This is a genomic window from Campylobacter concisus UNSWCS, from assembly GCF_000466685.1.
In the GTDB taxonomy this organism is placed as follows: domain Bacteria; phylum Campylobacterota; class Campylobacteria; order Campylobacterales; family Campylobacteraceae; genus Campylobacter_A; species Campylobacter_A concisus_A.
In genome coordinates, this window is the sequence record NZ_ANNG01000003.1 from 52,779 (window position 1) to 72,272 (window position 19,494).

22 protein-coding genes and 1 tRNA gene are annotated in these 19,494 nt (G+C 41.0%); 17 read left to right on the plus strand and 6 right to left on the minus strand.

Annotation, left to right across the window (positions count from 1 at the left end; translation table 11 throughout):
* Positions 1 to 1,347 carry a TolC family protein gene (locus UNSWCS_RS00300; RefSeq protein ID WP_021086814.1) on the plus strand — a complete coding sequence of 449 codons (1,347 nt, stop codon included), beginning with the start codon at positions 1 to 3 and terminating at the stop codon, positions 1,345 to 1,347.
* Between the two features lie 17 nt (positions 1,348 to 1,364).
* The gene (locus UNSWCS_RS00305; protein WP_021086784.1) at positions 1,365 to 1,856 is read left to right on the plus strand and encodes a hypothetical protein; all 492 of its coding nucleotides are present in this window, start codon (positions 1,365 to 1,367) and stop codon (positions 1,854 to 1,856) included.
* 920 nt (positions 1,857 to 2,776) lie between these two features.
* On the opposite strand, the gene UNSWCS_RS00310 is transcribed toward UNSWCS_RS00305, so the two are convergent.
* Genes UNSWCS_RS00310 through UNSWCS_RS00325 form a run of 4 tightly spaced genes read right to left on the minus strand, consistent with a single transcriptional unit; the run spans position 2,777 to position 5,309 of the window.
* Positions 2,777 to 3,274: a SixA phosphatase family protein gene (locus UNSWCS_RS00310; protein ID WP_021086783.1), complete on the minus strand. Its 498-nt coding sequence runs from the start codon at positions 3,272 to 3,274 to the stop codon at positions 2,777 to 2,779.
* Complete coding sequence (locus tag UNSWCS_RS00315) at positions 3,271 to 4,083, minus strand: ferritin-like domain-containing protein (RefSeq protein WP_021086798.1); 813 nt, start codon at positions 4,081 to 4,083, stop codon at positions 3,271 to 3,273. Before UNSWCS_RS00315 ends, UNSWCS_RS00310 begins: the two co-directional genes overlap by 4 nt.
* Entirely contained in the window at positions 4,070 to 4,645 is a 576-nt protein-coding gene (locus UNSWCS_RS00320) for a rhomboid family intramembrane serine protease (protein ID WP_021086817.1), read from the minus strand. Before UNSWCS_RS00320 ends, UNSWCS_RS00315 begins: the two co-directional genes overlap by 14 nt.
* Complete coding sequence (locus UNSWCS_RS00325; protein ID WP_021086816.1) at positions 4,629 to 5,309, minus strand: NlpC/P60 family protein; 681 nt, start codon at positions 5,307 to 5,309, stop codon at positions 4,629 to 4,631. Before UNSWCS_RS00325 ends, UNSWCS_RS00320 begins: the two co-directional genes overlap by 17 nt.
* Before the next feature lie 141 nt (positions 5,310 to 5,450).
* Here UNSWCS_RS00325 and murA point away from each other — a divergent pair, with 141 nt between their 5' ends.
* From murA to UNSWCS_RS00400, 15 genes are all read left to right on the plus strand, one after another.
* Positions 5,451 to 6,716, plus strand: a complete 1,266-nt coding sequence (gene murA / locus UNSWCS_RS00330; RefSeq protein WP_235044374.1) for a UDP-N-acetylglucosamine 1-carboxyvinyltransferase — start codon at positions 5,451 to 5,453, stop codon at positions 6,714 to 6,716.
* Between the two features lie 2 nt (positions 6,717 to 6,718).
* Complete coding sequence (locus tag UNSWCS_RS00335; RefSeq protein WP_021086802.1) at positions 6,719 to 7,879, plus strand: molybdopterin molybdotransferase MoeA; 1,161 nt, start codon at positions 6,719 to 6,721, stop codon at positions 7,877 to 7,879.
* Positions 7,880 to 7,929: 50 nt separating this feature from the next.
* Positions 7,930 to 8,004 (plus strand) — tRNA-Gly (locus UNSWCS_RS00340).
* A 65-nt stretch (positions 8,005 to 8,069) separates the two neighbouring features.
* The gene (flgA, locus tag UNSWCS_RS00345; protein ID WP_021086828.1) at positions 8,070 to 8,876 is read left to right on the plus strand and encodes a flagellar basal body P-ring formation chaperone FlgA; all 807 of its coding nucleotides are present in this window, start codon (positions 8,070 to 8,072) and stop codon (positions 8,874 to 8,876) included.
* Positions 8,873 to 9,424, plus strand: coding sequence for a UbiX family flavin prenyltransferase (locus UNSWCS_RS00350; protein ID WP_021086804.1), 552 nt, complete (start codon positions 8,873 to 8,875; stop codon positions 9,422 to 9,424). The genes flgA and UNSWCS_RS00350 overlap by 4 nt, the downstream gene beginning before the upstream one ends.
* Positions 9,421 to 9,891 (plus strand): pantetheine-phosphate adenylyltransferase, encoded by a 471-nt coding sequence (gene coaD, locus UNSWCS_RS00355; RefSeq protein WP_012001782.1) that lies wholly within the window; start codon positions 9,421 to 9,423, stop codon positions 9,889 to 9,891. Before UNSWCS_RS00350 ends, coaD begins: the two co-directional genes overlap by 4 nt.
* Before the next feature lies 1 nt (position 9,892).
* The gene (tmk, locus tag UNSWCS_RS00360; RefSeq protein ID WP_021086806.1) at positions 9,893 to 10,480 is read left to right on the plus strand and encodes a dTMP kinase; all 588 of its coding nucleotides are present in this window, start codon (positions 9,893 to 9,895) and stop codon (positions 10,478 to 10,480) included.
* A 28-nt stretch (positions 10,481 to 10,508) separates the two neighbouring features.
* Positions 10,509 to 11,735, plus strand: coding sequence for a histidine--tRNA ligase (hisS, locus tag UNSWCS_RS00365; protein ID WP_021086780.1), 1,227 nt, complete (start codon positions 10,509 to 10,511; stop codon positions 11,733 to 11,735).
* Complete coding sequence (gene speA / locus UNSWCS_RS00370; protein ID WP_021086772.1) at positions 11,732 to 13,567, plus strand: biosynthetic arginine decarboxylase; 1,836 nt, start codon at positions 11,732 to 11,734, stop codon at positions 13,565 to 13,567. The genes hisS and speA overlap by 4 nt, the downstream gene beginning before the upstream one ends.
* Positions 13,568 to 13,578: 11 nt before the next feature.
* Positions 13,579 to 14,757 carry a pyridoxal phosphate-dependent aminotransferase gene (locus tag UNSWCS_RS00375; RefSeq protein ID WP_021086777.1) on the plus strand — a complete coding sequence of 393 codons (1,179 nt, stop codon included), beginning with the start codon at positions 13,579 to 13,581 and terminating at the stop codon, positions 14,755 to 14,757.
* The gene (thiS, locus tag UNSWCS_RS00380; protein WP_021086824.1) at positions 14,757 to 14,960 is read left to right on the plus strand and encodes a sulfur carrier protein ThiS; all 204 of its coding nucleotides are present in this window, start codon (positions 14,757 to 14,759) and stop codon (positions 14,958 to 14,960) included. Before UNSWCS_RS00375 ends, thiS begins: the two co-directional genes overlap by 1 nt.
* Before the next feature lie 7 nt (positions 14,961 to 14,967).
* Positions 14,968 to 15,819, plus strand: coding sequence for a sulfur carrier protein ThiS adenylyltransferase ThiF (thiF, locus tag UNSWCS_RS00385; RefSeq protein ID WP_021086810.1), 852 nt, complete (start codon positions 14,968 to 14,970; stop codon positions 15,817 to 15,819).
* Complete coding sequence (locus UNSWCS_RS00390) at positions 15,820 to 16,584, plus strand: thiazole synthase (protein WP_021086809.1); 765 nt, start codon at positions 15,820 to 15,822, stop codon at positions 16,582 to 16,584.
* Positions 16,584 to 17,738 carry a 2-iminoacetate synthase ThiH gene (thiH, locus tag UNSWCS_RS00395; RefSeq protein WP_021086778.1) on the plus strand — a complete coding sequence of 385 codons (1,155 nt, stop codon included), beginning with the start codon at positions 16,584 to 16,586 and terminating at the stop codon, positions 17,736 to 17,738. Before UNSWCS_RS00390 ends, thiH begins: the two co-directional genes overlap by 1 nt.
* Complete coding sequence (locus UNSWCS_RS00400) at positions 17,725 to 18,339, plus strand: thiamine phosphate synthase (RefSeq protein ID WP_235044372.1); 615 nt, start codon at positions 17,725 to 17,727, stop codon at positions 18,337 to 18,339. The genes thiH and UNSWCS_RS00400 overlap by 14 nt, the downstream gene beginning before the upstream one ends.
* A gap of 36 nt (positions 18,340 to 18,375) precedes the next feature.
* On the opposite strand, the gene UNSWCS_RS00405 is transcribed toward UNSWCS_RS00400, so the two are convergent.
* Both UNSWCS_RS00405 and mog read right to left on the minus strand, forming a co-directional pair.
* A complete protein-coding gene (locus UNSWCS_RS00405; protein WP_021086820.1) occupies positions 18,376 to 18,945 on the minus strand; it encodes a hypothetical protein in 570 nt (189 codons plus the stop codon).
* Positions 18,946 to 19,485 carry a molybdopterin adenylyltransferase gene (gene mog, locus UNSWCS_RS00410; protein WP_002940911.1) on the minus strand — a complete coding sequence of 180 codons (540 nt, stop codon included), beginning with the start codon at positions 19,483 to 19,485 and terminating at the stop codon, positions 18,946 to 18,948.
* Positions 19,486 to 19,494 lie beyond the last annotated feature (9 nt).

Genomic DNA, 19,494 nt, shown 5'->3' on the forward strand with positions numbered 1-19,494 from the left:
ATGAAATTTATAAGCCTAGCTTTAGTGCTCATTTTAAGCGGCTGCGCTGTTAAAAATATAGATGAAAACTACAAACAAATTTTACTTGAAGATAACGCAAGCCGTGAGCTAAATTTAGACACTTCTTGGTGGAAGCAGTATAAGCAAAGCTACCTTGATGAGCTTGTAGAACTTGCTCTTAAAAACAACACCGACCTTGCAAAAGCCGCGGTAAATGTAAATAAAGCGCTCGCTCAAGCTGGCGTTTTGCAGGCAAATTTGATCCCTAGCTTTAACGCTGGTTTTGAGGCAACAAGTAGCAAAAACATAAAAGAGGGCGGCGCGGTCACTAGAAGTTTTGGCTCAAGCATAGGGCTTAGCTATGAGCTTGACCTTTGGCAAAAGCTAGCAAATAGCAAAGACGCGGCGATGTTTGAAGCGGATGCTACTAAATTTGATCTGGAGGCTGGCAAACTAAGCGTGATAAACTCCGTGGCAGACGCTTATTTTCAAATTTTATATCTAAACGAGAGCATCAAAACTTATGAGCAAATTTTAGAAATTTATAACAAGCTAAATGAGATAGTTGGGCTTAAATTTAAGCTTGGCAAAGAGGAGGCGCTAAGCCTAAAACAGATAAACTCACAGCTTTTAAGCGCTCAAAATAAGATAGAAAGTGCCAAAAAAGAGCTTGTGAGTGCTAAAAAAACGCTTAGGATTTTACTAAATGAGAGGCCAGAATTTGAGCTTAAATTTGAAGGCCTCACGCTAAGTCCCGTTAAAAGAGTGGGCGTTGATCTAGATGTGCCAACAAGCGCCATAGCAAACCGCCCCGATCTAAGAGCGGCCATTTACCGCATAGAGGAGGGCATCTTAAACTACAAAGCGAGCCAAAAAGAGTTTTATCCAAGCATCACGCTAGGAGCCAGCCTCAAAAGCAGCACCGACAAAAAAGAGGAAGCCTTTAGCCTTAAATTTCTAAATGGCAACATTGCTCTGAATTTACCATTTTTAAACTACCACAAGCTAAAGTCAAATTTAAAGGTTAGCGAGGCAAATTTTGAGCTTGCAAAGCTAAACTACATAAGCACTCTAAATAGCGCATTAAACGAGATAGACGCATTTTACAAAGGCTATTTGTCCGACGAAGCACTACTTGCAAACTACCAAGAGCAGATAAAAAACTACGAGGAAATTTCAAAAATTTACGAGCTAAAATACTCCTACGGCAAGGTCGAGCTAAAAGAGTTTTTAGAGGCTAAAAACAGCGAGCTAGAGGCCAAAATAGGGCTACTAAAAGCGAAATACACGCTTTTACAAGATGAGCTAAATGTCTATAAAGCCATGGCAGGCAAATTTAATAAATAAATTTAATAGGTAAATTTATGAGCTCAGCTTGGGACTACGAGGCAAACGCGTGTAGCAGTGATGGCAAATTTAGCGCCAAATTTGAAGGCTGTGAGGTCGCCATGGGCGCTCCAACCCTTGGCGAGCTAAGGCTTTTTATAAATAGTGAGCACTGTCTAAATTTAGAAAATGAGCTTTCAAACCACGTAAAAAGACTATTAAATTTGGATCAAAATTTAGCTAAATATGGCAGTGCCGATCAAATTTTGCTTAGCGAGAGAGCGACTGCTTGCTTTTTGTTTTCAGACGACTCTAAATTTCTAGCTTTTTCTGAATGGACGGCAGATAAAATGCAGATCGTAAAGGTAGTGCGCCTAGCCGATATGAGCATAAAAACTGACAACAATCGCAAAAGAGTAGTGGAATTTCTCTCGTTTGATGATGGCGTACTTAAAATTTTAGACTCACCGATCTTTATGCCCAAAAACTACGCACTAGATATCCGCACACTTTTTAACGATAAAATTTAATTCACGCACTTTAGCTTGAAAAATAGTTTTAATGCGTGTTTTCACAGCAAATTTAACTACTAGGTCTTAAATTTAGCACACAAGATCACTCGACTCTAAAAAGATAACCATTGGCACAAAAGACAAACATTGGTTTTATAGTTGCTTTTGATAGCAAATTTAACCCATTGTTTCAAAATTTAACGCACAAGATCACTATTTGGCGTATAAAAACAGATATCACGCTTTTATTCTATTTTATTATGCTGCTCTTAAATTTATCACGTATAAGATTGCTTTACTAGCTTTTAGAAAGACAAAAAACTTGGGATTAAATTTACATCCAAAAACGCCAGCTTGAGCGAGCGTTATACTTAACACTTATCCATCGCTTTTTCAAGGGGTCGGTGCTCTGCGTTTAAAAGCAAGAACAACAAACTCCAAAGATAGCTCTTGCTCACATTTTCAAAATAGGGTAGATCAAATTTTAAGTTATATATAAGATAAATACAAATTTCACAATTTTTGAAAAGTGTAAAATTTAACTAATTTTCTTACAAATATTTTTACGCCAAATTTAATGGATAAATTTAGATCACACAAAAGATAAAATGCAAAAGCTAACCAAATATAGCCATTTAAAACTTTGAAAAGTGCAGAATAAAGATTTTAAAATATCAATTTGAAAATTGCAGTTTTCAATACAAAATATATAAAATATCTTGCATTTTACCTTTTGTCATATTTTGGCATTGCAATTATGGTTGATTTTAAATTTGCTTTTATACTTGGTGATTTGGACTTTAATTTAAAAGTTTCTTAGCGAGGCAAATCAAAAAATTAGAGCAAGAGTTTAAAAGTAATTAGCAGTATAAAACAAAAACAAGCTGATAACTATTTTTTTACTTTTCTAAAATCAGTTTTGTAGCGTTTTTTAAGAATTATCTTTGATGTTTCTTTGGGTGGTCAAAGAACAGAGCTTTTGCACTGCCCTCTTTTAGCTCTTTAAATTCAGACTCAAATTCTATGCAAAAAATGCCTGAAGTTGGGATATTGTCAATCGATGAGTCGCTTAGGTATTCGCAAATTTCTGTTATGCTAGGATTGTGCGTAATGATGAAGATTTCATCTAAATTTTCATCTAAATTTCTTACAAACTCCAAAAGATCCTCAAAGCTTATGTCGTAAAGCTCATCTTTTATCTCTATGGATTTTTCTTTAAATTTTAAAGTTTTAGCGATGATTTTTGCTGTTTGCTCGCATCTTTTAGCACTGCTTGAAAAGATAGCTCCTGGCATCACGTCATACATTTTTAGCCTGCTAGCCATAAATTTAGCGTCCTCTTTGCCTTTTGGACTAAGCTCTCTTGAAGCGTCTTTTGCGCCGTCTTTGTTCTCATCAACTGCTTTTGCGTGCCTTATGAAGTAAATTTTGCTCATGATCTCTCCTTTGAGAAATTCTTTATCCAACTAAGCTCTTCCTCGCTAAATCCAGCCTTTAAGCGGTCCTTTTCGTTGATCTCTCTCATACTTTTAAATGAATTTGGATATAAATTTAAGATGATGTCAAAGTAGCTTTTCTCATTGACGCCCTCTTTTTTGCAGGCAAATTTAAACCACTTATCGCCCTTATAAACGTGAGAGACTTCCTCTTTTAAGATGACTTTTAGGCACTCAATGAGCTCTTCTTGCCCGCCCTCGCCTTCTAGTCTTTTGATGATGTGAGCGTTTGCATCAAGCCCATTTGCCTCCATATATCTTGGCAGTAGCGCCATGCGACTAGTGAGCTTGTCTGAGGTCTTTTGAAGTGCGATAAAAAGGCCATCATGCACACTTAACTCGCCATATCTGCCGCCCTGCTTTGTGAGTAAATTTTCTATCATGCAAAAGTGCCTGATCTCATCCTCAGCCACCTCCAGCCAGTCCTCGTAAAACTCTCTTGGCAGCCCTCTAAATCTATAACAAGCATCAAGCGCGATGTCAATGGCGCTAAATTCGATGTGAGCAACCGAGTGGATGAAATTTAGGTTTTTATCTTTTGGTTTTACCTTTTTGTTTAGCTCTTTCATGCTAACGACGTCGCAAAATTTAGCGTAACATGGGGTAGTTAGCTCATTTGGCGCAGAAATTTCATCAAAACAAATATCCAAATTTGATCTAAATTTCTCGTAAAATAGCTCAAATTTTAAAAATTTAAGCTCCACGTCGCCATCGTTTAAAATGTCCCAGATCTCATCAAAAAATCTCATCTGCTCTCTTTAAGTAAAATTTAGCATACAAACAGCCGACAGCCCAGCCTATAAAGTGCGCATACCATGCGACATTTATGCCCATAAGTAGCGGCAAAAAGCTCATGGCGACAACTATGGCAAAGTAGCCAAACCACGCCTTTTTATCAGAGTAAAGCACCGAGGTCGCCAGCATACCAAAGAGCATACACAAAGCGCCGCTTGCACCGACTAAATTTATAAATTTCTCATTTTCAAATGCAAAATATATATAAATAAAGCTTAAAATTTGCGTCAAAACGCCGCCAACGATATAAAAAATGATAAATTTTTTCGTGCTAAGATATAGCTCGCTCATCGTGCCAACTTGATATAAAAAGAGCATATTCATAAGCAAGTGACCTGCGCCTGCGTGCATAAAGATAGATGTGAGGGGCTGAAATAAATAGAGTTTTTCTAAAAAATAGATATTTAAACCAAGTGCTAGCCATAGCTCACGCGAATGCAGAAAGGTGAGGCTAAAAAATGCAGCTAAATTTAAAAGGATAAGCGCAAATGTAGCTGGGCTACTTAGCTTTGCCATACCCAGCAAATCTGTTTGCCGCTAGGCAGCTAGCGTTTGAGCACCTTACAACGTAGCTATTTATCTCTTTATCGCCCTTTAGGTGTGTGTTTTTTTGTTTTAAATTCATATAGCTGTGGATTATCCTGCCGCCAGAGTTGTGGATAAATTTCACCGTTTCATCTGGAAGTATGGCTGTCACGATGCCAACGTGAGTGACGTTTTTCTTGTCTTTATTTTTTTGTATGCCTTTGCCAAGGGTGTTTGAAAAGAAGATAAGATCGCCTTTTTTTGGATTTTTATGAGTGATCAAATTTTGGCTTTCATAGAAGTTGTAGATGGCTTTTGACTTTCTGCCACCCTTGCTGTAGTAATTATTGATGGTTTTTTCATCAAAATACATATTTTTATATTTTGCATTTACGATAGATACAAAGCCTGAGCAGTCGCCCCCTGCTCTAGTGTTTAAGTATTTTTTAAAAAATGAACCAAATTCTTTATCAGCTCTGCCGTCATCTTCGTCTAAAAGCTCACCAGAAGTTTGCCTGCTAAAGTTACCATTTGTAGAGGCGGTTTGATTGTAGTCATTTTGTGGGATTTTAGGCTCGTTTGAAGTGAAAGAACAACCTGTAAAAAGTGCAATGCAGAGTGCAAAAAATATTCTTTTATTTATTAAACTTAACATATTTTTATCCAAAATAATTAATTTTCGTAATTTTAACTCTTAAATGTAAATAAAGCGAAAATAGCGCCCTGTTTTCTTTACTCTAAGTTTAAAAACAATATAATCGGCAAAAAATATATTTTCTTAAGGCAAAAAATAATGATGCACTATTTAAAAATAGAAGGCAATGCCAAATTAAGCGGCGAAGTAAAGATCAGTGGAGCCAAAAATGCCGCCCTACCTATCATCGCCCTAACCCTACTTGCTAAAAATAAGATAAATTTAACAAATATCCCAAATGTCGCTGACATAAAGACGCTTTGCCAGTTGCTAGTTAATCTTGGAGCAAAGTGCGAATTTAAAGGTGAAAACTCACTAAGTATCGACACGAGCAGCGTAAATTCGACCACGGCAAACTACGACATCGTTAGAAAGATGCGCGCTTCTATATTAACGCTTGGTCCGCTTCTAGCGCGCTTTGGGCATTGCGAAGTGAGCCTTCCTGGAGGCTGTGCGATCGGACAAAGACCTATTGATCTGCACCTAAGCGCACTTGAGAAAATGGGCGCAAATATCGAGATAAAGCAAGGCTACGTCGTCGCAACCGCGCCAAATGGACTAAAAGGCACAAAGATCGTTTTTGACAAGATCACCGTAACTGGCAGCGAAAACATCATCATGGCAGCTGCTCTAGCGCACGGCACAACAGAGCTTTTTAACGTCGCACTTGAGCCTGAAGTGGTGCAAATTTGTGAAATTTTAGCAAGAAGTGGCGTAAAGATCGAAGGCATAGGCACGAGCGAGCTAAAGATCACTGGCAGCGGTCAAAAGCTACTTGAAATTTGTGATATCGAGGTCATCCCTGATAGGATCGAGGCTGGCACATACCTTTGCGCTGGAGCTATCACAAATAGCAAAATTTCAGTCACAAAGGCAAATGCTACGCACATGACGGCCATTTTAAATAAATTTGAAGAGATGGGCTTTGGCATCGAAGTAGACGGCGATAAGATCACGATTTTGCCTACAAATGAGATAAAACCAGTCGAGATAAGAACGACTGAGTATCCAGGCTTTCCAACCGATATGCAGGCTCAGTTTATGGCGCTTTGTCTTGCAGCAAATGGCGTTAGCACGATAGATGAGAGGCTTTTTGAAAACCGCTTTATGCACGTTAGTGAGCTAGCTAGAATGGGCGCTGATATCCGCTTAAACGGCCATATCGCAAGCGTTTATGCCCCTGCAAATTTAAATGCAGCTGATGTCATGGCGACTGACCTTAGAGCAAGCTCAGCGCTGATACTAGCCGCTCTTATCGCAAATGGCGAGAGCTTGGTACATAGAATTTACCACCTTGATAGAGGTTATGAGAGGCTGGAGGAGAAATTCAAAAGCCTTGGGGCAAAAATAGTTAGGCTTGAGGAGTAAAAATGCTAGTAAATGACGCACTTGAGGCTTTAAAAGCTAAATTTAAACCAAAAAATGAGAGTGAAATTTTACCCATCAGCGAGGCTCTTGGCAAAACCTTGGCAAATGACGTGATAGCAGTCAAAGACCTGCCATGCTTTGATAACTCAGCGCTTGATGGCTTTGCGGTTAAATTTGATGAAAAAGATGAACCTTATAAGATAATCGCAAGTGCCTTTGCAGGCGATAAAGAGCAGCTAGCTATCAGCAAAAACGAATGCGTGAAGATAATGACTGGCGCAAAGATGCCAAAGGGCGCTGACACTGTCATGAGGTTTGAAGATTGCGTGGTTGAGGGTGAGTTCGTAAAAGCACCAGCTAAGCTTAAAAAAGGCGAGGCTTACCGCTTTAAAGGCGAAGAGGCAAAAATAGGCAAAATTCTCCTAAAAAGTGGCGAAATTTTAAACACTAGAAGCGTGATGATGCTTGCAGCTCAGGGCATAAGCTTTATAGATGTGAAAAAGCAACCAAGCATCGCAGTTTACTCAAGCGGAAACGAGATCATCGAGCCTTGGCAAAGAGCTAGCGAGGATGAAATTTACAATGCAAACGCACTTGGCATCACCGCACTTTTAAGCTCAATCGGTAAAAAAAGCTCATATCTTGGTATCATAAAAGATGAGTTAAATGCCGTAAAACAAGCATTTTTAAACGCTGCAAACTACGACATTGTTATCTGCTCTGGTGGAGCAAGCGCTGGTGAGGCTGACTTTATGAAGATAGCCCTAAGTGAGCTTGGATACAACGAAATTTTCTCGCACCTTGACATAAGACCTGGCAGACCTTGCAAGGCTTATGAAAAAGATGGCAGGCTTGTTTTTATCTTGCCTGGCAACCCTATGGCTGCTTATCTTTGCACGATGATGCTTGTTTTGCCACTTCTAAAAAGCGAGTGTTTTGAAGTGCAAAAGGCGGTAAATTCGCAAGATCTAAAGGTAAAATCAGGCAGAGCAAATGCAATATTTGGCAATGTAGCTGATGGTAAATTTATAGCGACAAATGGCGGAAAATATGGCTCAGGCATGATAAATCATATATTAAAGAGTGATTTTGTGTTGATAACTAGCCCTGATCAAGGTGAAATTTTACAAAATAGTGAAATTTCACTTATAAAACTTCCATAATCCTTGACAAATGAAAAACAATCTGATAAAATGCGGACTTCATTTTGATTGCGGGAATAGCTCAGGGGTAGAGCACAACCTTGCCAAGGTTGGGGTCGCGAGTTCGAATCTCGTTTCCCGCTCCATCTTTTTTATACTCATTTTTTTACTTTCCACAAAACTTTTTGCAAATGAAGTCAGCATCTATCCGATGTATTGCGTCGTAAATGATCAAATTTCACTTAGCACTTTTGGCTTTGAAGGCGAAGACAATGAAATTTTAAACTTAGAGGGCAAAAGAGCTGCCAAGATAGATAGCAAAAAACTCTATGAAATTCTAACAGCAAATTTTAAAACATATAATGACAAAAGCGGCGGCAGCGTAGCTTTTGTGAAAAACTGCTCTATCATGGATGAAATTCAGATGCAGTTTCTAAGAGAGATCAGCAACGAGTATCCAGGCATCAGCGTGAGCGATCTTAGCATCAGCCCGCAAAACAAACTACCTGCAAATTTCAAGGATCTAGTTTTTAAAAATATATTTTTAAACGATCAAAATAGCCAAAAAGGCGTCTTTAGAGCCTCATTTGAGGACGTTGATCTAAGCTTAAAGAGCCTTTATTTTAAATTTAGCTTTAACGCCAAGATGCCAGTTTTTATCGCCATAAATTCAATGAATACAAACCACATTTTAAGCTTGCTTGACTATCAACCAATGATGATCGAGTTTAGCAAATGGCCACGTGACGCACTCTTTGGACTTAGCGCCTCAACGCTTGTCACAAAAGTGCAGATAAGAAGCGGTGAAATTTTAACCAAACGTCAGTTTAATGCCATTAGTTTAGTCAAAAAAGGTCAAATGCTAAATGCAGTTTTAAGCGAAGGTGGCGTCAAGATAATCGCCGAGGTAAAGGCACTTGAAGATGGAAATTTAGGCGATATGATAAAGATAAGAACAAGAGAAAATAAAATTTTACAGGCCACAGTTTCAGGCAAAGACGAGGCAGTTATCAGATGAAAAAAGTAGTTTTTGCAGCCACTGGAGCAAGCGGGGCTGGGCTTTTTCTAAAGCTAGTAAATGCCGCCAAAGATAGTTGTGAGGCGCATGTCATAGTTAGTAAAAATGCTATGAAGGTCTTAGAAGCTGAAGAAAATTTGAAGCTAAATTTAAATGAGCTTGGCGTGAAAATTTATGATGATCAAGACCTTAGCACAGGTCCAGCTTCTGGCTCATTTGGCACGGGTGCTATGATCATAGCACCCTGCTCTACCAACACGCTAGCAAAGGTCGCAAACGGCATAAGCGACACGCTCATCACAAGGGCCGCAAGTGTCGCACTAAAAGAGAGACAAACCCTAGTTTTGGGCGTTAGAGAGATGCCATTTTCTGCGATCGCACTTTCTCAGATGCAGCTGCTCTCATCTCTTGGAGCTACCATCGCTCCGCCAGTTTTAGGTTACTACGCAGGCATAAAGAGCCTTCAGGATATGGAAAATTTCATCATCGGCAAGTGGCTTGATGCCTTAAAAATCGAAAATAATCTTTACAAAAGGTGGCAAATTTGAAAAAATCTTGCATCTATCCAGGGACATTTGACCCCATAACAAACGGCCATTTAGACGTTATCATAAGGGCTACAAAAATTTTTGACAAGGTAATCGTCGCAGTTGCCAAAAGTGACAGTAAACAGCCGATGTTCGCACACGAAAAGCGCATCGAGATGGCAAAAGAGGCGGTTTGTGAGCTAAAAAACGTAAGCGTTCTTGGCTTTGATAACTTGCTTGTTGATTTTGCTAAATCGCACGGCATAAACACCGTCATCAGGGGGCTTCGCGCGGTTAGTGACTTCGAGTATGAGTTACAAATAGGCTATGCAAACGCCGCACTTTGGGACGAATTTGAGACGGTTTATCTTATGCCAAGCTTAAACAACGCCTTCATCTCAAGCTCGATCGTCCGCTCAGTCTTGCGCCATGACGGCGATGTGAGCAATCTAGTGCCAGCAAAAATTCTTAAAAATTTAAAGGCGTAAAATGTATGTTTTGTTTGAAGGCATTGACGGCGTTGGCAAGAGCACGCAGATAGAAATTTTAGCTTCTAAATTTAGCGATGCCATCGTCACAAAAGAGCCTGGTGGCACAAAGCTTGGTGAAAATTTACGTGAAATTTTACTAAGCTCAAGCATAAAAATAGGCAAAAGGGCTGAAATTTTACTCTTTTTAGCTGACAGAGCTGAGCATTTTGAAAAGCTGGTTGCTCCAAATTTAGGCAAACTGATTTTAAGCGACAGAGGCTTTATCTCTGGCATCGCCTACGCTTTGGCAAATGATGAAAGCTTAGATGAAAACGTGCTTTTAGAGCTTAATAAATTTGCACTAAATGATAAATTTGCAGATAAGATCATCTTTTTTGAAGCAAGCCATGAGCTAATAAGCTCGCGCTTAAAAGCAAGAGGCACAAGCGATAAGATCGAGGCTCGCGGGCTAGAGTATCTTTTAAAAGTGCAAAGCCTGATGAAGCAAATTCTTATCAAAAATGGCTTTAAAACGCTTTTTATAGACGCATCTAAAAGCATAGAGCTAATTTCAAAAGAGATAGAAAATTTTATAAATTTTAAGTAAAATCACAAAAAATAAAAAGGATAATGCGATGATAACGGCACTTCGTGGCATGAAAGATATGCTTCCAGCTCGCGCAAAACTTTACGCACAGATAATCAAAACCTGCGAGGAAGTCGCAAAAAACTACGGATATGAGCAAATTTTGACCCCGCACCTCGAGGAGACGGCGCTTTTTAAAAGAAGTGTCGGCGAGAGTAGCGACATCGTTGGCAAAGAGATGTATCAGTTTGAAGACAAAGGCGGCAACGATGTTTGCTTGCGTCCTGAAGGCACGGCTGGCGTCGTTAGAGCCTTTATCGAGGCAAAACTTGACAGGGCAAATGTAACAAAACGCTGCTTTTATCATGGCTCGATGTTTCGCTACGAGCGCCCACAAAAAGGCCGCTTGAGAGAATTTCACCAGTTTGGCTGTGAGTGCTTTGGCGAGGGCAGCGTCTATGAGGATGCGAGCATTATCTTGATGGTGAGCGAAATTTTTAACAGACTAAATATAAAAACAACCCTAAAGATCAACTCACTTGGCGACGAGAGCTCGATGAAGTCTTACAAAGAAAAACTTGTTAAATTTCTAGATGAAAATGACGATAAAATTTGCGAAGACTGCAAAAGACGCAAGCTTTTAAACCCTATCCGCGTGCTTGACTGCAAGGTTGAGAGCTGCCAAGAAATTTATAAAAACGCCCCAGTGATCACTGATAGTCTAAGCGATGAGGCGCAGGCTGATTTTGCAAAACTGCAAGAAATTTTAACGGCAAATGGCGTTAAATTTGAGATAGACACTAAGCTCGTTCGTGGGCTGGACTACTACTGCAAGACGGCGTTTGAGTTTATAAGCAACGAGATCGGCTCACAAAGCGCAGTAGCAGGCGGAGGCAGATACGACAGGCTGGTTGAATATCTTGGCGGTAGAGCAAGTTATGGCGTTGGTTTTGCGATGGGCGTTGAGAGGATAATGGAAATTTTAGGTGAAGCTGGAGATGAGCGAGACGGAGTTTATCTTTGCGCTCTTGATGCGGCGAATGTTGATTTTATCTATAATCTTGGCTCAAAACTTCGCAAAAAATATCAGGTTGAAATTTCTTATGAAGCCAAAAAACTTCAAAAACATTTGCAAAATGCCGACAATAAAAATGCAAAAATTTTCCTTTGCGTGGGCGAAAATGAGATGAAAGAGAATAAAATTTGGTATAAAAATTTAGAAACCAAAGAAGAAAAAACGATAAATTTAGATGAGCTTGAAAAGGAGCTGGGATGAATGATTTTGGACTTAGCATTTGGGGCAATTCAAATTTTGTGATAGAAGATGGCAAAGTCTGCATAAACGAAGCTAGCAAGCCAGCGATCATCGACATCGTAAAAGAGATAAGGGACGATGGCTACAGAGGGCCGCTACTACTTCGATTTCCGCACCTTATCCAAAAGCAGATCGAGCAGATCCACGCAAGCTTTGCAAAGGCAAAGAAAGAGTTTGCCTACAAAGGCAGCTTTAACGCCGTTTTCCCGCTTAAGGTCAATCAATATCCAGGCTTTGTAAAAAATTTAGTACGCCTTGGCAAGCCCTATAACTACGGCCTCGAGGCTGGTAGCAAGGCTGAGCTACTTCTAACTATGGCTTATAACAACGACAAAGCGCCTATAACGGTAAATGGCTTTAAAGATAAAGAGATGATAAACATAGGCTTTATAGCCGCTGAGATGGGGCATAACATCACACTAACGATCGAGGGCTTAAACGAGCTTGAAGCGATAATCGCCATCGCAAAAGAGCGTTTTAAACCAAAACCAAAGATCGGACTTAGAGTAAGACTGCACTCGACAGGATCGGGACTTTGGGCTAAAAGTGGAGGCATACACTCTAAATTTGGCCTAACATCAACCGAGCTAATAGAAGCTGTAAAGATGCTAAAAAAGGCAAATTTGCTTGAAAACTTCACGATGATACACTTTCACATCGGCTCTCAAATAAGCGAGATCCATCCGCTCAAAAAAGCACTCATCGAGGCTGGCAACATCTACGCTGAGCTTAGAAAAATGGGTGCAACAAATTTAAAAGCTATAAATTTAGGTGGTGGCCTTGCGATCGAGTACTCGCAGTTTAAAGAAGAGAGCAGCAGAAACTACACGCTAAACGAATACGCAAACGACGTTGTTTATATGCTTAAAACCATAAGCGAGCAAAAAAAGGAGATCGAGCCAGATATTTTCATCGAGTCAGGTCGCTACATCGCCGCTTCTCACGCACTTTTGGTTGCTCCTGTGCTTGAGCTTTTTTCTCAAGAATACACCGAAGAGAAGCTAAATTTAAAGAAAAACAATCCAAATTTGATAACCGAGCTAGTTGATCTTTATAAGTCAATCAAGCCTTCAAACGCCCTAGAATACCTGCACGACGCCATCCACCACACAGAAAGCATCCTCACGCTCTTTGACCTAGGCTATGTCGATCTGCAAGATAGATCAAACGCAGAGGTGCTTTTAAGGCTCATTAGTAAAAAAGCTGTCGTGATGCTTGGCAACAAGAGCAACTCAAGCGATCTAACTAAAATTCAAAAAGAGGTTCAAGAGAGATACCTGCTAAATTTCTCGATCTTTCAAAGCTTGCCAGACTTTTGGGGACTAAAACAAAATTTCCCTATCATGCCACTTGACAGGCTTGATGAGCGCCCTACCATGCCAGCTTCGATCTGGGACATCACCTGCGATAGCGACGGCGAGATCAGCTATGATGACGAGAAAAACCCACTGCTTTTGCACGACGTGGATGTGGAGAAGGAGGATTATTTCTTGGGATTTTTCCTAGTTGGTGCATATCAAGAGGTGATCGGCATGAAGCACAACCTCTTTACTCATCCGACAGAAGCTACCATTGAGATAACAAGTGATGGCTACAAGGTTACAAATTTACTAGAGAGCCAGTCGATCCTTGATATCATGGAGGACATGGACTACGATATCTACGAGATACAAGACACTCTAAATGAGCGCCTAGAGAAATCAACTCTGATAAATGAAACACAAAAGAAGCAAATTTTGGGCGAACTTTATCTATTTTTAAATGATAATAGCTACTTAAAGACAATCAACTAAAAAGGACGAAAATGCAACTAGCAAACAGAATGCAAACATTAAGCGAGTCGATCACGATAGCGATCAGCACAAAGGCCAAAGAGATGAAGGCTGCTGGCATCGATGTGATCTCACTTTCAGCTGGCGAGCCTGACTTTATGACTCCAAAAAAGATAAGAGATGCTGTAAAAAACGCACTTGATAACGATAGCAAAAGCGGCAAATACACGCCAGTACCAGGCTTACCTGAGGTCATAGACGCCATTAGAGCAAAGCTAAAAAGAGATAACGGACTTGACTATAAAGCAAATCAAATAGTCACAAATATCGGCGCAAAACACTCACTTTTTAATGTATTTCAAGCGCTTATCAACCCAGGCGACGAGGTCATCATCCCATCTCCATATTGGGTGAGCTACCCTGAGATCGTTAAATTTTGTGGCGGCGTGCCTGTCTTTATCGAAGCAGACGAGAGCACAAATTTCAAAGTCACAGCCGAGCAACTAAAAAAAGCGATCACACCAAAAACAAAAGTCTTTTCACTAAATCACCCGACAAACCCAACTGGAGCTGTATATACAAAAGAGGAGATCGCGGCATTTGGCGAGGTTTTAAAGGGTACTGATATCATCATCACAAGCGATGAAATTTATGAAAAAGTTATCTACGGCAAGAAATTTCACGCAGTAGCCTCCGTAAGCGAGGATCTTTTTAAAAGAACGGTCACGATAAATGGCCTAAGCAAGTGTGGCGCGATGCCTGGCTGGAGATTTGGCTATATAGCAAGCTCAATGGACTGGCTCATCGCTGGCATCAAAAAGCTTCAGAGCCAAAGCACAAGTAACATCAGCTCGATCGTGCAAATAGGCGCTATCCCGTCACTTCTTGGCGAAACCGACGAAGATATCGAAAACATGAGAAAAGAGTATGAAAGAAGACGCGACGTGGCAGTTGAAATGATAAATGCTATCCCTGGGCTAAGCGTAGTTAAGCCTGATGGCGCGTTTTATCTATTTGTAAAATGTAAAAATGTGGACGGCGACTCACTTAGATTTTGCAAAAAGATGCTTGAAGAGGCGAACGTAGCGACCGTGCCAGGTGTGGGCTTTGGTATGGAGGGATACTTTAGAATTTCTTTTGCTACCGACATCGAGAGCATAAAAAAAGCGATCGAGAGGATCGCAAATTTTGTAAAAAGCTACAAAATTTAATGATCAAATTTATACTAAATGGCAAAAATTTCGAGCTTGAAAACGATATGAGCGTTTATGAATTTTTAGCTCAAAATGGCTATGAGCTTAAATTTATAGCCCTTGAGCGAGACGGAGAAATTTTGCCAAAAAAGCTTTGGCGTGAGCGCTTCATGAGCGAGGGCAAAGCTTATGAGATCGTCACTTTAGTAGGCGGTGGATGAGGAGAAAATGATAGAGATTGTATTAAACGGCGCAAAATTTAAGGTGCCAGTAAAAAGCCTTAGCGAGTTAAAAGAGCTTGCGCTTGGCGATAAAGAGAGTGAAATTTATAAATTTTTAGAGAAATTTAACGCGACAGAGCCAGACATTTTTATCGTTGATGGCTTTGCTATAAAAGAAGATAGCGAGCTAAAAGATGACTCAAACGTCGTATTTATAAGGCGCGGCGTGATGCCTGAGCGTGAAGTTTTACGCGCGATGATCGCCTCACGAAACAGCCCTGAGCTAAATTTAGCCCTAAGCAAGGCGGTGATCGGCGTGGCTGGACTTGGCGGTCTTGGCTCAAATATCGCACTAAGCCTTGCAAGAGTCGGCGTAAAAAAGCTAGTACTTGCCGACTTTGACGTCGTTGAGCCAAGCAATCTAAACCGCCAGCAGTATTTTGTCCACCACATCGGCTTGAAAAAGACGCAGGCGCTTAAAGAGCTGATAAATGACGTCAATCCCTTTGTCGAGGTCGAAACACACGATATATTTTTGGACGAAAAAAACGTAGCTAGCGTCTTTGGCGAATGCGAAATTTTATGCGAAGCCTTTGACAATGTCGCTGGCAAGGCGATGATACTAAACGAAGCTGGCACAAGCCTAAAAGATAAAAAGATCATCGGCGCCTCTGGCATGGCTGGATACTTTAGCTCAAATCTCATAAAAACCATAAAATTTGCCAAAAATGTCTATCTTTGCGGTGACCTCACAAACGAGGCGAAGATCGGTCAAGGGCTCATGGCGCCGCGCGTCGCAGTCTGCGCAAACCACGAGGCAAATTTAGCCATTAGACTACTTATGGGCTTGGAGGCGTAAGTGCAAAGTGATAGTTTGATCCTTGGCGGCAAGGAGTTTCAAAGCCGCTTTATCCTTGGCTCTGGCAAGTACTCACACGAGCTCATCGACTCAGCCATAAATGAGGCTGGAGCGCAAATTTTAACCCTTGCTCTTAGGCGCATAAACGAGAGTAAAGATCGAAATATACTTGACTTTATCCCAAAAGGCGTGACGCTTTTGCCAAACACAAGTGGCGCTAGAAATGCCAAAGAGGCTGTTCGTATCGCCCAGCTCGCACGTGAGCTTGGATGTGGCGAGCTTGTTAAGATAGAGATCATCACTGACTCTAAATTTCTCTTTCCAGACAACACTGAAACCATAAAAGCCTGCGAAGCCTTGGCAAATGACGGCTTTGTGCCAATGCCTTATATGTTTCCAGATCTAAACGCCGCAAGAGCGATGCTAAGTGCAGGAGCAAGCTGCATAATGCCTCTAGCTGCGCCCATTGGCTCAAACCAAGGGCTAGTTTTTAAAGATATTATTGAGATTTTGATAAACGAGCTTGATACGCAGATCATAGTTGATGCTGGCATCGGCAGGCCTTCACAAGCATGCGAAGCGATGGAGATGGGAGCGGCTGCGATCATGGCAAACACAGCCATCGCCTCATCTAAAAATATCCCGCTCATGGCAAGAGCCTTTAAAGAGGCGATCATCGCTGGTCGCAACGCCTATCTAGCAGGCCTTGGCGCAAAGAGCAAAAGCGCAAATGCCTCATCACCGCTCACTGGATTTTTAGACTGATGAAATTTGCAAGAACCGACCACATGCAGCTGCTACCTCACATGCAGGATGTTGGCAGCGACATTATGGATGAGATTTTAAAAGAGCGAGCGAACTATAAGCCAGAAATTTACACCGAGGCTGACGTAAAAGCAGCTCTTAATGCAAAGCACTGCTCTCTTGAAAATTTAAAAGCCCTACTCTCGCCTGCTGCAGCGCCATTTTTAGAGCCAATAGCCAAACTCGCCCAAGCAAAAACAAGGGCAAATTTTGGCTCAAACATCACGCTTTTTACCCCGCTTTACATAGCAAACTACTGCGATAACCTCTGCGTTTATTGCGGTTTTAACGCCAACAATAAAATAAAAAGGGCAAAGTTAAACGACGAGGAGATCACAAGGGAGTTAAGAGAAATTTCAAAGAGCGGTTTAGAAGAAATTTTGATCCTAACTGGCGAGAGCGAGACCAACTCAAGTGTCACTTACATCGCAAATGCCTGCGCTTTGGCAAAGAAATTTTTTAAAGTCGTTGGGGTTGAAATTTATCCACTAAACTCTGAGGGCTACGCCCTGCTTCACAAAAGTGGCGCAGACTACGTGACCGTCTTTCAAGAGACCTACAATCCCACAAAATACGAAAAAATCCACCTTGGTGGCAATAAAAGAATTTTCCCATACCGCTTAAATGCGCAAGAGCGAGCGCTTCTTGGAGGTATGAGAGGAGTTGGCTTTGCCGCACTTCTTGGCATAGATGACTTTAGACTTGATGCTTTTGCTACGGCACTTCACGCAAGCTTAGTTCAAAAAAAGTATCCGCACGCCGAGATCGCATTTTCATGCCCAAGACTTCGCCCTATCATAAACAACGACCGCATCAATCCCCGCGACGTGGGCGAGCGCGAGCTTTTACAAGTGATCTGCGCTTATAGAATTTTCATGCCAACAGCTAGCATAACGATCTCAACCAGAGAAAAGGCGAAATTTCGCGACAACGCCGTAAATATCGCCGCAAACAAGATAAGCGCTGGCGTAAAAGTGAGCATCGGCGCTCACGGCGAAGAGAAAAAGGGCGACGAGCAGTTTGAGATAAGTGATAGCAGAAGTGTGGATGAGATCAATGCTATGATAAAAGCAAACGGCCTAGAACCCTTGATGAGTGAGTATGTCTATGTTTAAAATTCTCTGCGTAGCCGACTTTGAAAGCTATGAGGGCGATGACTTTTTAAAGAGAATTCAGCTACTTTGCAAGACTGGCGTGGATGAAATTTTGCTTCGTGCAAAGGGGCTAAGCGAGGCTCAATTTTATGATCTTGCTAGGGTTGTGGCTCAAATTTGTGAAAACTACCGCAAGAAATTTATCATTAATCAATTTTTTGACGTAGCTTGCAAGCTAAAAAGCGACTTTTGGTTCACTTCGGCGCAGCTTGAATTTTTTAAAAATCACGGCGTTTTTTTGGATGAATTTAGAAAAACAGCCAAAATTTACGCCCCAGCTCACGACCTAGAGCAGGCTAAAATTTCAGCCTCTATCGCCGATGTGCTCGTTGCTTCTCATATATTTGCCACCTCTTGCAAGGCGGGCTTAGAGCCAAAAGGGCTAAATTTTATAAGCGAGCTAAAAAACTTTGATAAAGAAATTTACGCACTTGGCGGACTAGATGGCAAAAACTATAAAGAGGCTATCAAAGCTGGCGCAAACGGCATTTGTTTTATGAGTCTAGCAATGAGCGGCGATATGGAGCTTATAAAAAAGATAGTAAAGAGCAAAAACGGCTAAATTTAGTATAAATTACATAAAATAATACATAAAATTTTACTCATTTTTGCTAGCGATATATGTTTTTATATCAAATATAAGTAGCGTAACAAGCGATGGCAACATATAGGAGTTTAGCACTAAAAGCAGCGACTTTGTCAAATTTGACTTTATTAAAGTCTCTATGCCAAAGCTGCTGTTGTAGTTAAAAAAATATAGCAAGGCAAACTCGCTAACAAGAACTATACGAGTGATCTTTAGCAAGATGTCATTTCCCAGTCTTGCAAATTTATCATCGACCACAAGCGACAAAGTGATCCAGACAAGCAGCCAAATTGAGCAGGCTAAAGCATAAACAGTAATGCTTTCATCAAATTTTTCAAGCAGTAAAAATACCAAAGGTTGCAAAAATACAAGGCTAGCGATAAACCAAAGAAGTGAGCTAAAGGCTAGCAGGCAAACACAGCCAAAGATAGAAATAGCAGAGATAAAGCCAAAGACCTCTAACCCAAGATAGTAGGCCAGCGCATAGGATAAAAAAGAAAAAACAAGCCAAATTTTAATAACAAGCCGCCACCTATTTGCAAAGGCAGTGGCTTTTAAATTTAGGCTATCTGTCAAACTCATTTACGAGATTTTCTTTTGTTTTGGGCGGAAAACTTTCATCACATTTTCATCAGTCTCGATAAATGCACCCTCTATAAGATCAATGCAGTATGGCACCGCTGGAAATACCGGCTCCAAGCACTCTTTTATCGCCTTTGGCTGACCTGGTAAATTTATAATTAGCGCGTGGCCTCTGATACCAGCTGTCTGACGCGATAGGATCGCTGTTGGGACATATTGTAAGCTCGCAGCTCTCATTAGCTCGCCAAAGCCTGGCATCATCTTCTCGCAAACCGCCTCAGTAGCCTCTGGAGTGACATCTCTCACTGCTGGTCCTGTGCCGCCAGTAGTTAGCACAAGGTCGCATCCTAGCACGTCTATCATGTGCACGAGCCTCTCTTTTATGAGATCAAGCTCATCTGGGATCACCTCGTAAAAATACTCTCTTTCGCTTACTATCCAGCCATCAAGTACCTCTTTGATCGCTGGGCCTGATTTGTCCTCGTATGTGCCTTCGCTTGCGCGATCGGACATAGTTAGAATTCCTATTTTTGCTTTCATTTTTTCTCC

What these genes read in the sequence shown, in the direction of transcription:
- UNSWCS_RS00300 (WP_021086814.1), top strand. Translation starts at nt 1, where the DNA reads ATGAAATTTATAAGCCTAGCTTTAGTGCTCATTTTAAGCGGCTGCGCT.
- UNSWCS_RS00305 (WP_021086784.1), top strand. Translation starts at nt 1,365, where the DNA reads ATGAGCTCAGCTTGGGACTACGAGGCAAACGCGTGTAGCAGTGATGGC.
- UNSWCS_RS00310 (WP_021086783.1), bottom strand. Translation starts at nt 3,274, where the DNA reads ATGAGCAAAATTTACTTCATAAGGCACGCAAAAGCAGTTGATGAGAAC.
- UNSWCS_RS00315 (WP_021086798.1), bottom strand. Translation starts at nt 4,083, where the DNA reads ATGAGATTTTTTGATGAGATCTGGGACATTTTAAACGATGGCGACGTG.
- UNSWCS_RS00320 (WP_021086817.1), bottom strand. Translation starts at nt 4,645, where the DNA reads ATGGCAAAGCTAAGTAGCCCAGCTACATTTGCGCTTATCCTTTTAAAT.
- UNSWCS_RS00325 (WP_021086816.1), bottom strand. Translation starts at nt 5,309, where the DNA reads ATGTTAAGTTTAATAAATAAAAGAATATTTTTTGCACTCTGCATTGCA.
- murA (WP_235044374.1), top strand. Translation starts at nt 5,451, where the DNA reads ATGCACTATTTAAAAATAGAAGGCAATGCCAAATTAAGCGGCGAAGTA.
- UNSWCS_RS00335 (WP_021086802.1), top strand. Translation starts at nt 6,719, where the DNA reads ATGCTAGTAAATGACGCACTTGAGGCTTTAAAAGCTAAATTTAAACCA.
- flgA (WP_021086828.1), top strand. Translation starts at nt 8,070, where the DNA reads ATGTATTGCGTCGTAAATGATCAAATTTCACTTAGCACTTTTGGCTTT.
- UNSWCS_RS00350 (WP_021086804.1), top strand. Translation starts at nt 8,873, where the DNA reads ATGAAAAAAGTAGTTTTTGCAGCCACTGGAGCAAGCGGGGCTGGGCTT.
- tmk (WP_021086806.1), top strand. Translation starts at nt 9,893, where the DNA reads ATGTATGTTTTGTTTGAAGGCATTGACGGCGTTGGCAAGAGCACGCAG.
- hisS (WP_021086780.1), top strand. Translation starts at nt 10,509, where the DNA reads ATGATAACGGCACTTCGTGGCATGAAAGATATGCTTCCAGCTCGCGCA.
- speA (WP_021086772.1), top strand. Translation starts at nt 11,732, where the DNA reads ATGAATGATTTTGGACTTAGCATTTGGGGCAATTCAAATTTTGTGATA.
- UNSWCS_RS00375 (WP_021086777.1), top strand. Translation starts at nt 13,579, where the DNA reads ATGCAACTAGCAAACAGAATGCAAACATTAAGCGAGTCGATCACGATA.
- thiS (WP_021086824.1), top strand. Translation starts at nt 14,757, where the DNA reads ATGATCAAATTTATACTAAATGGCAAAAATTTCGAGCTTGAAAACGAT.
- thiF (WP_021086810.1), top strand. Translation starts at nt 14,968, where the DNA reads ATGATAGAGATTGTATTAAACGGCGCAAAATTTAAGGTGCCAGTAAAA.
- thiH (WP_021086778.1), top strand. Translation starts at nt 16,584, where the DNA reads ATGAAATTTGCAAGAACCGACCACATGCAGCTGCTACCTCACATGCAG.
- UNSWCS_RS00400 (WP_235044372.1), top strand. Translation starts at nt 17,725, where the DNA reads ATGTCTATGTTTAAAATTCTCTGCGTAGCCGACTTTGAAAGCTATGAG.
- UNSWCS_RS00405 (WP_021086820.1), bottom strand. Translation starts at nt 18,945, where the DNA reads ATGAGTTTGACAGATAGCCTAAATTTAAAAGCCACTGCCTTTGCAAAT.
- mog (WP_002940911.1), bottom strand. Translation starts at nt 19,485, where the DNA reads ATGAAAGCAAAAATAGGAATTCTAACTATGTCCGATCGCGCAAGCGAA.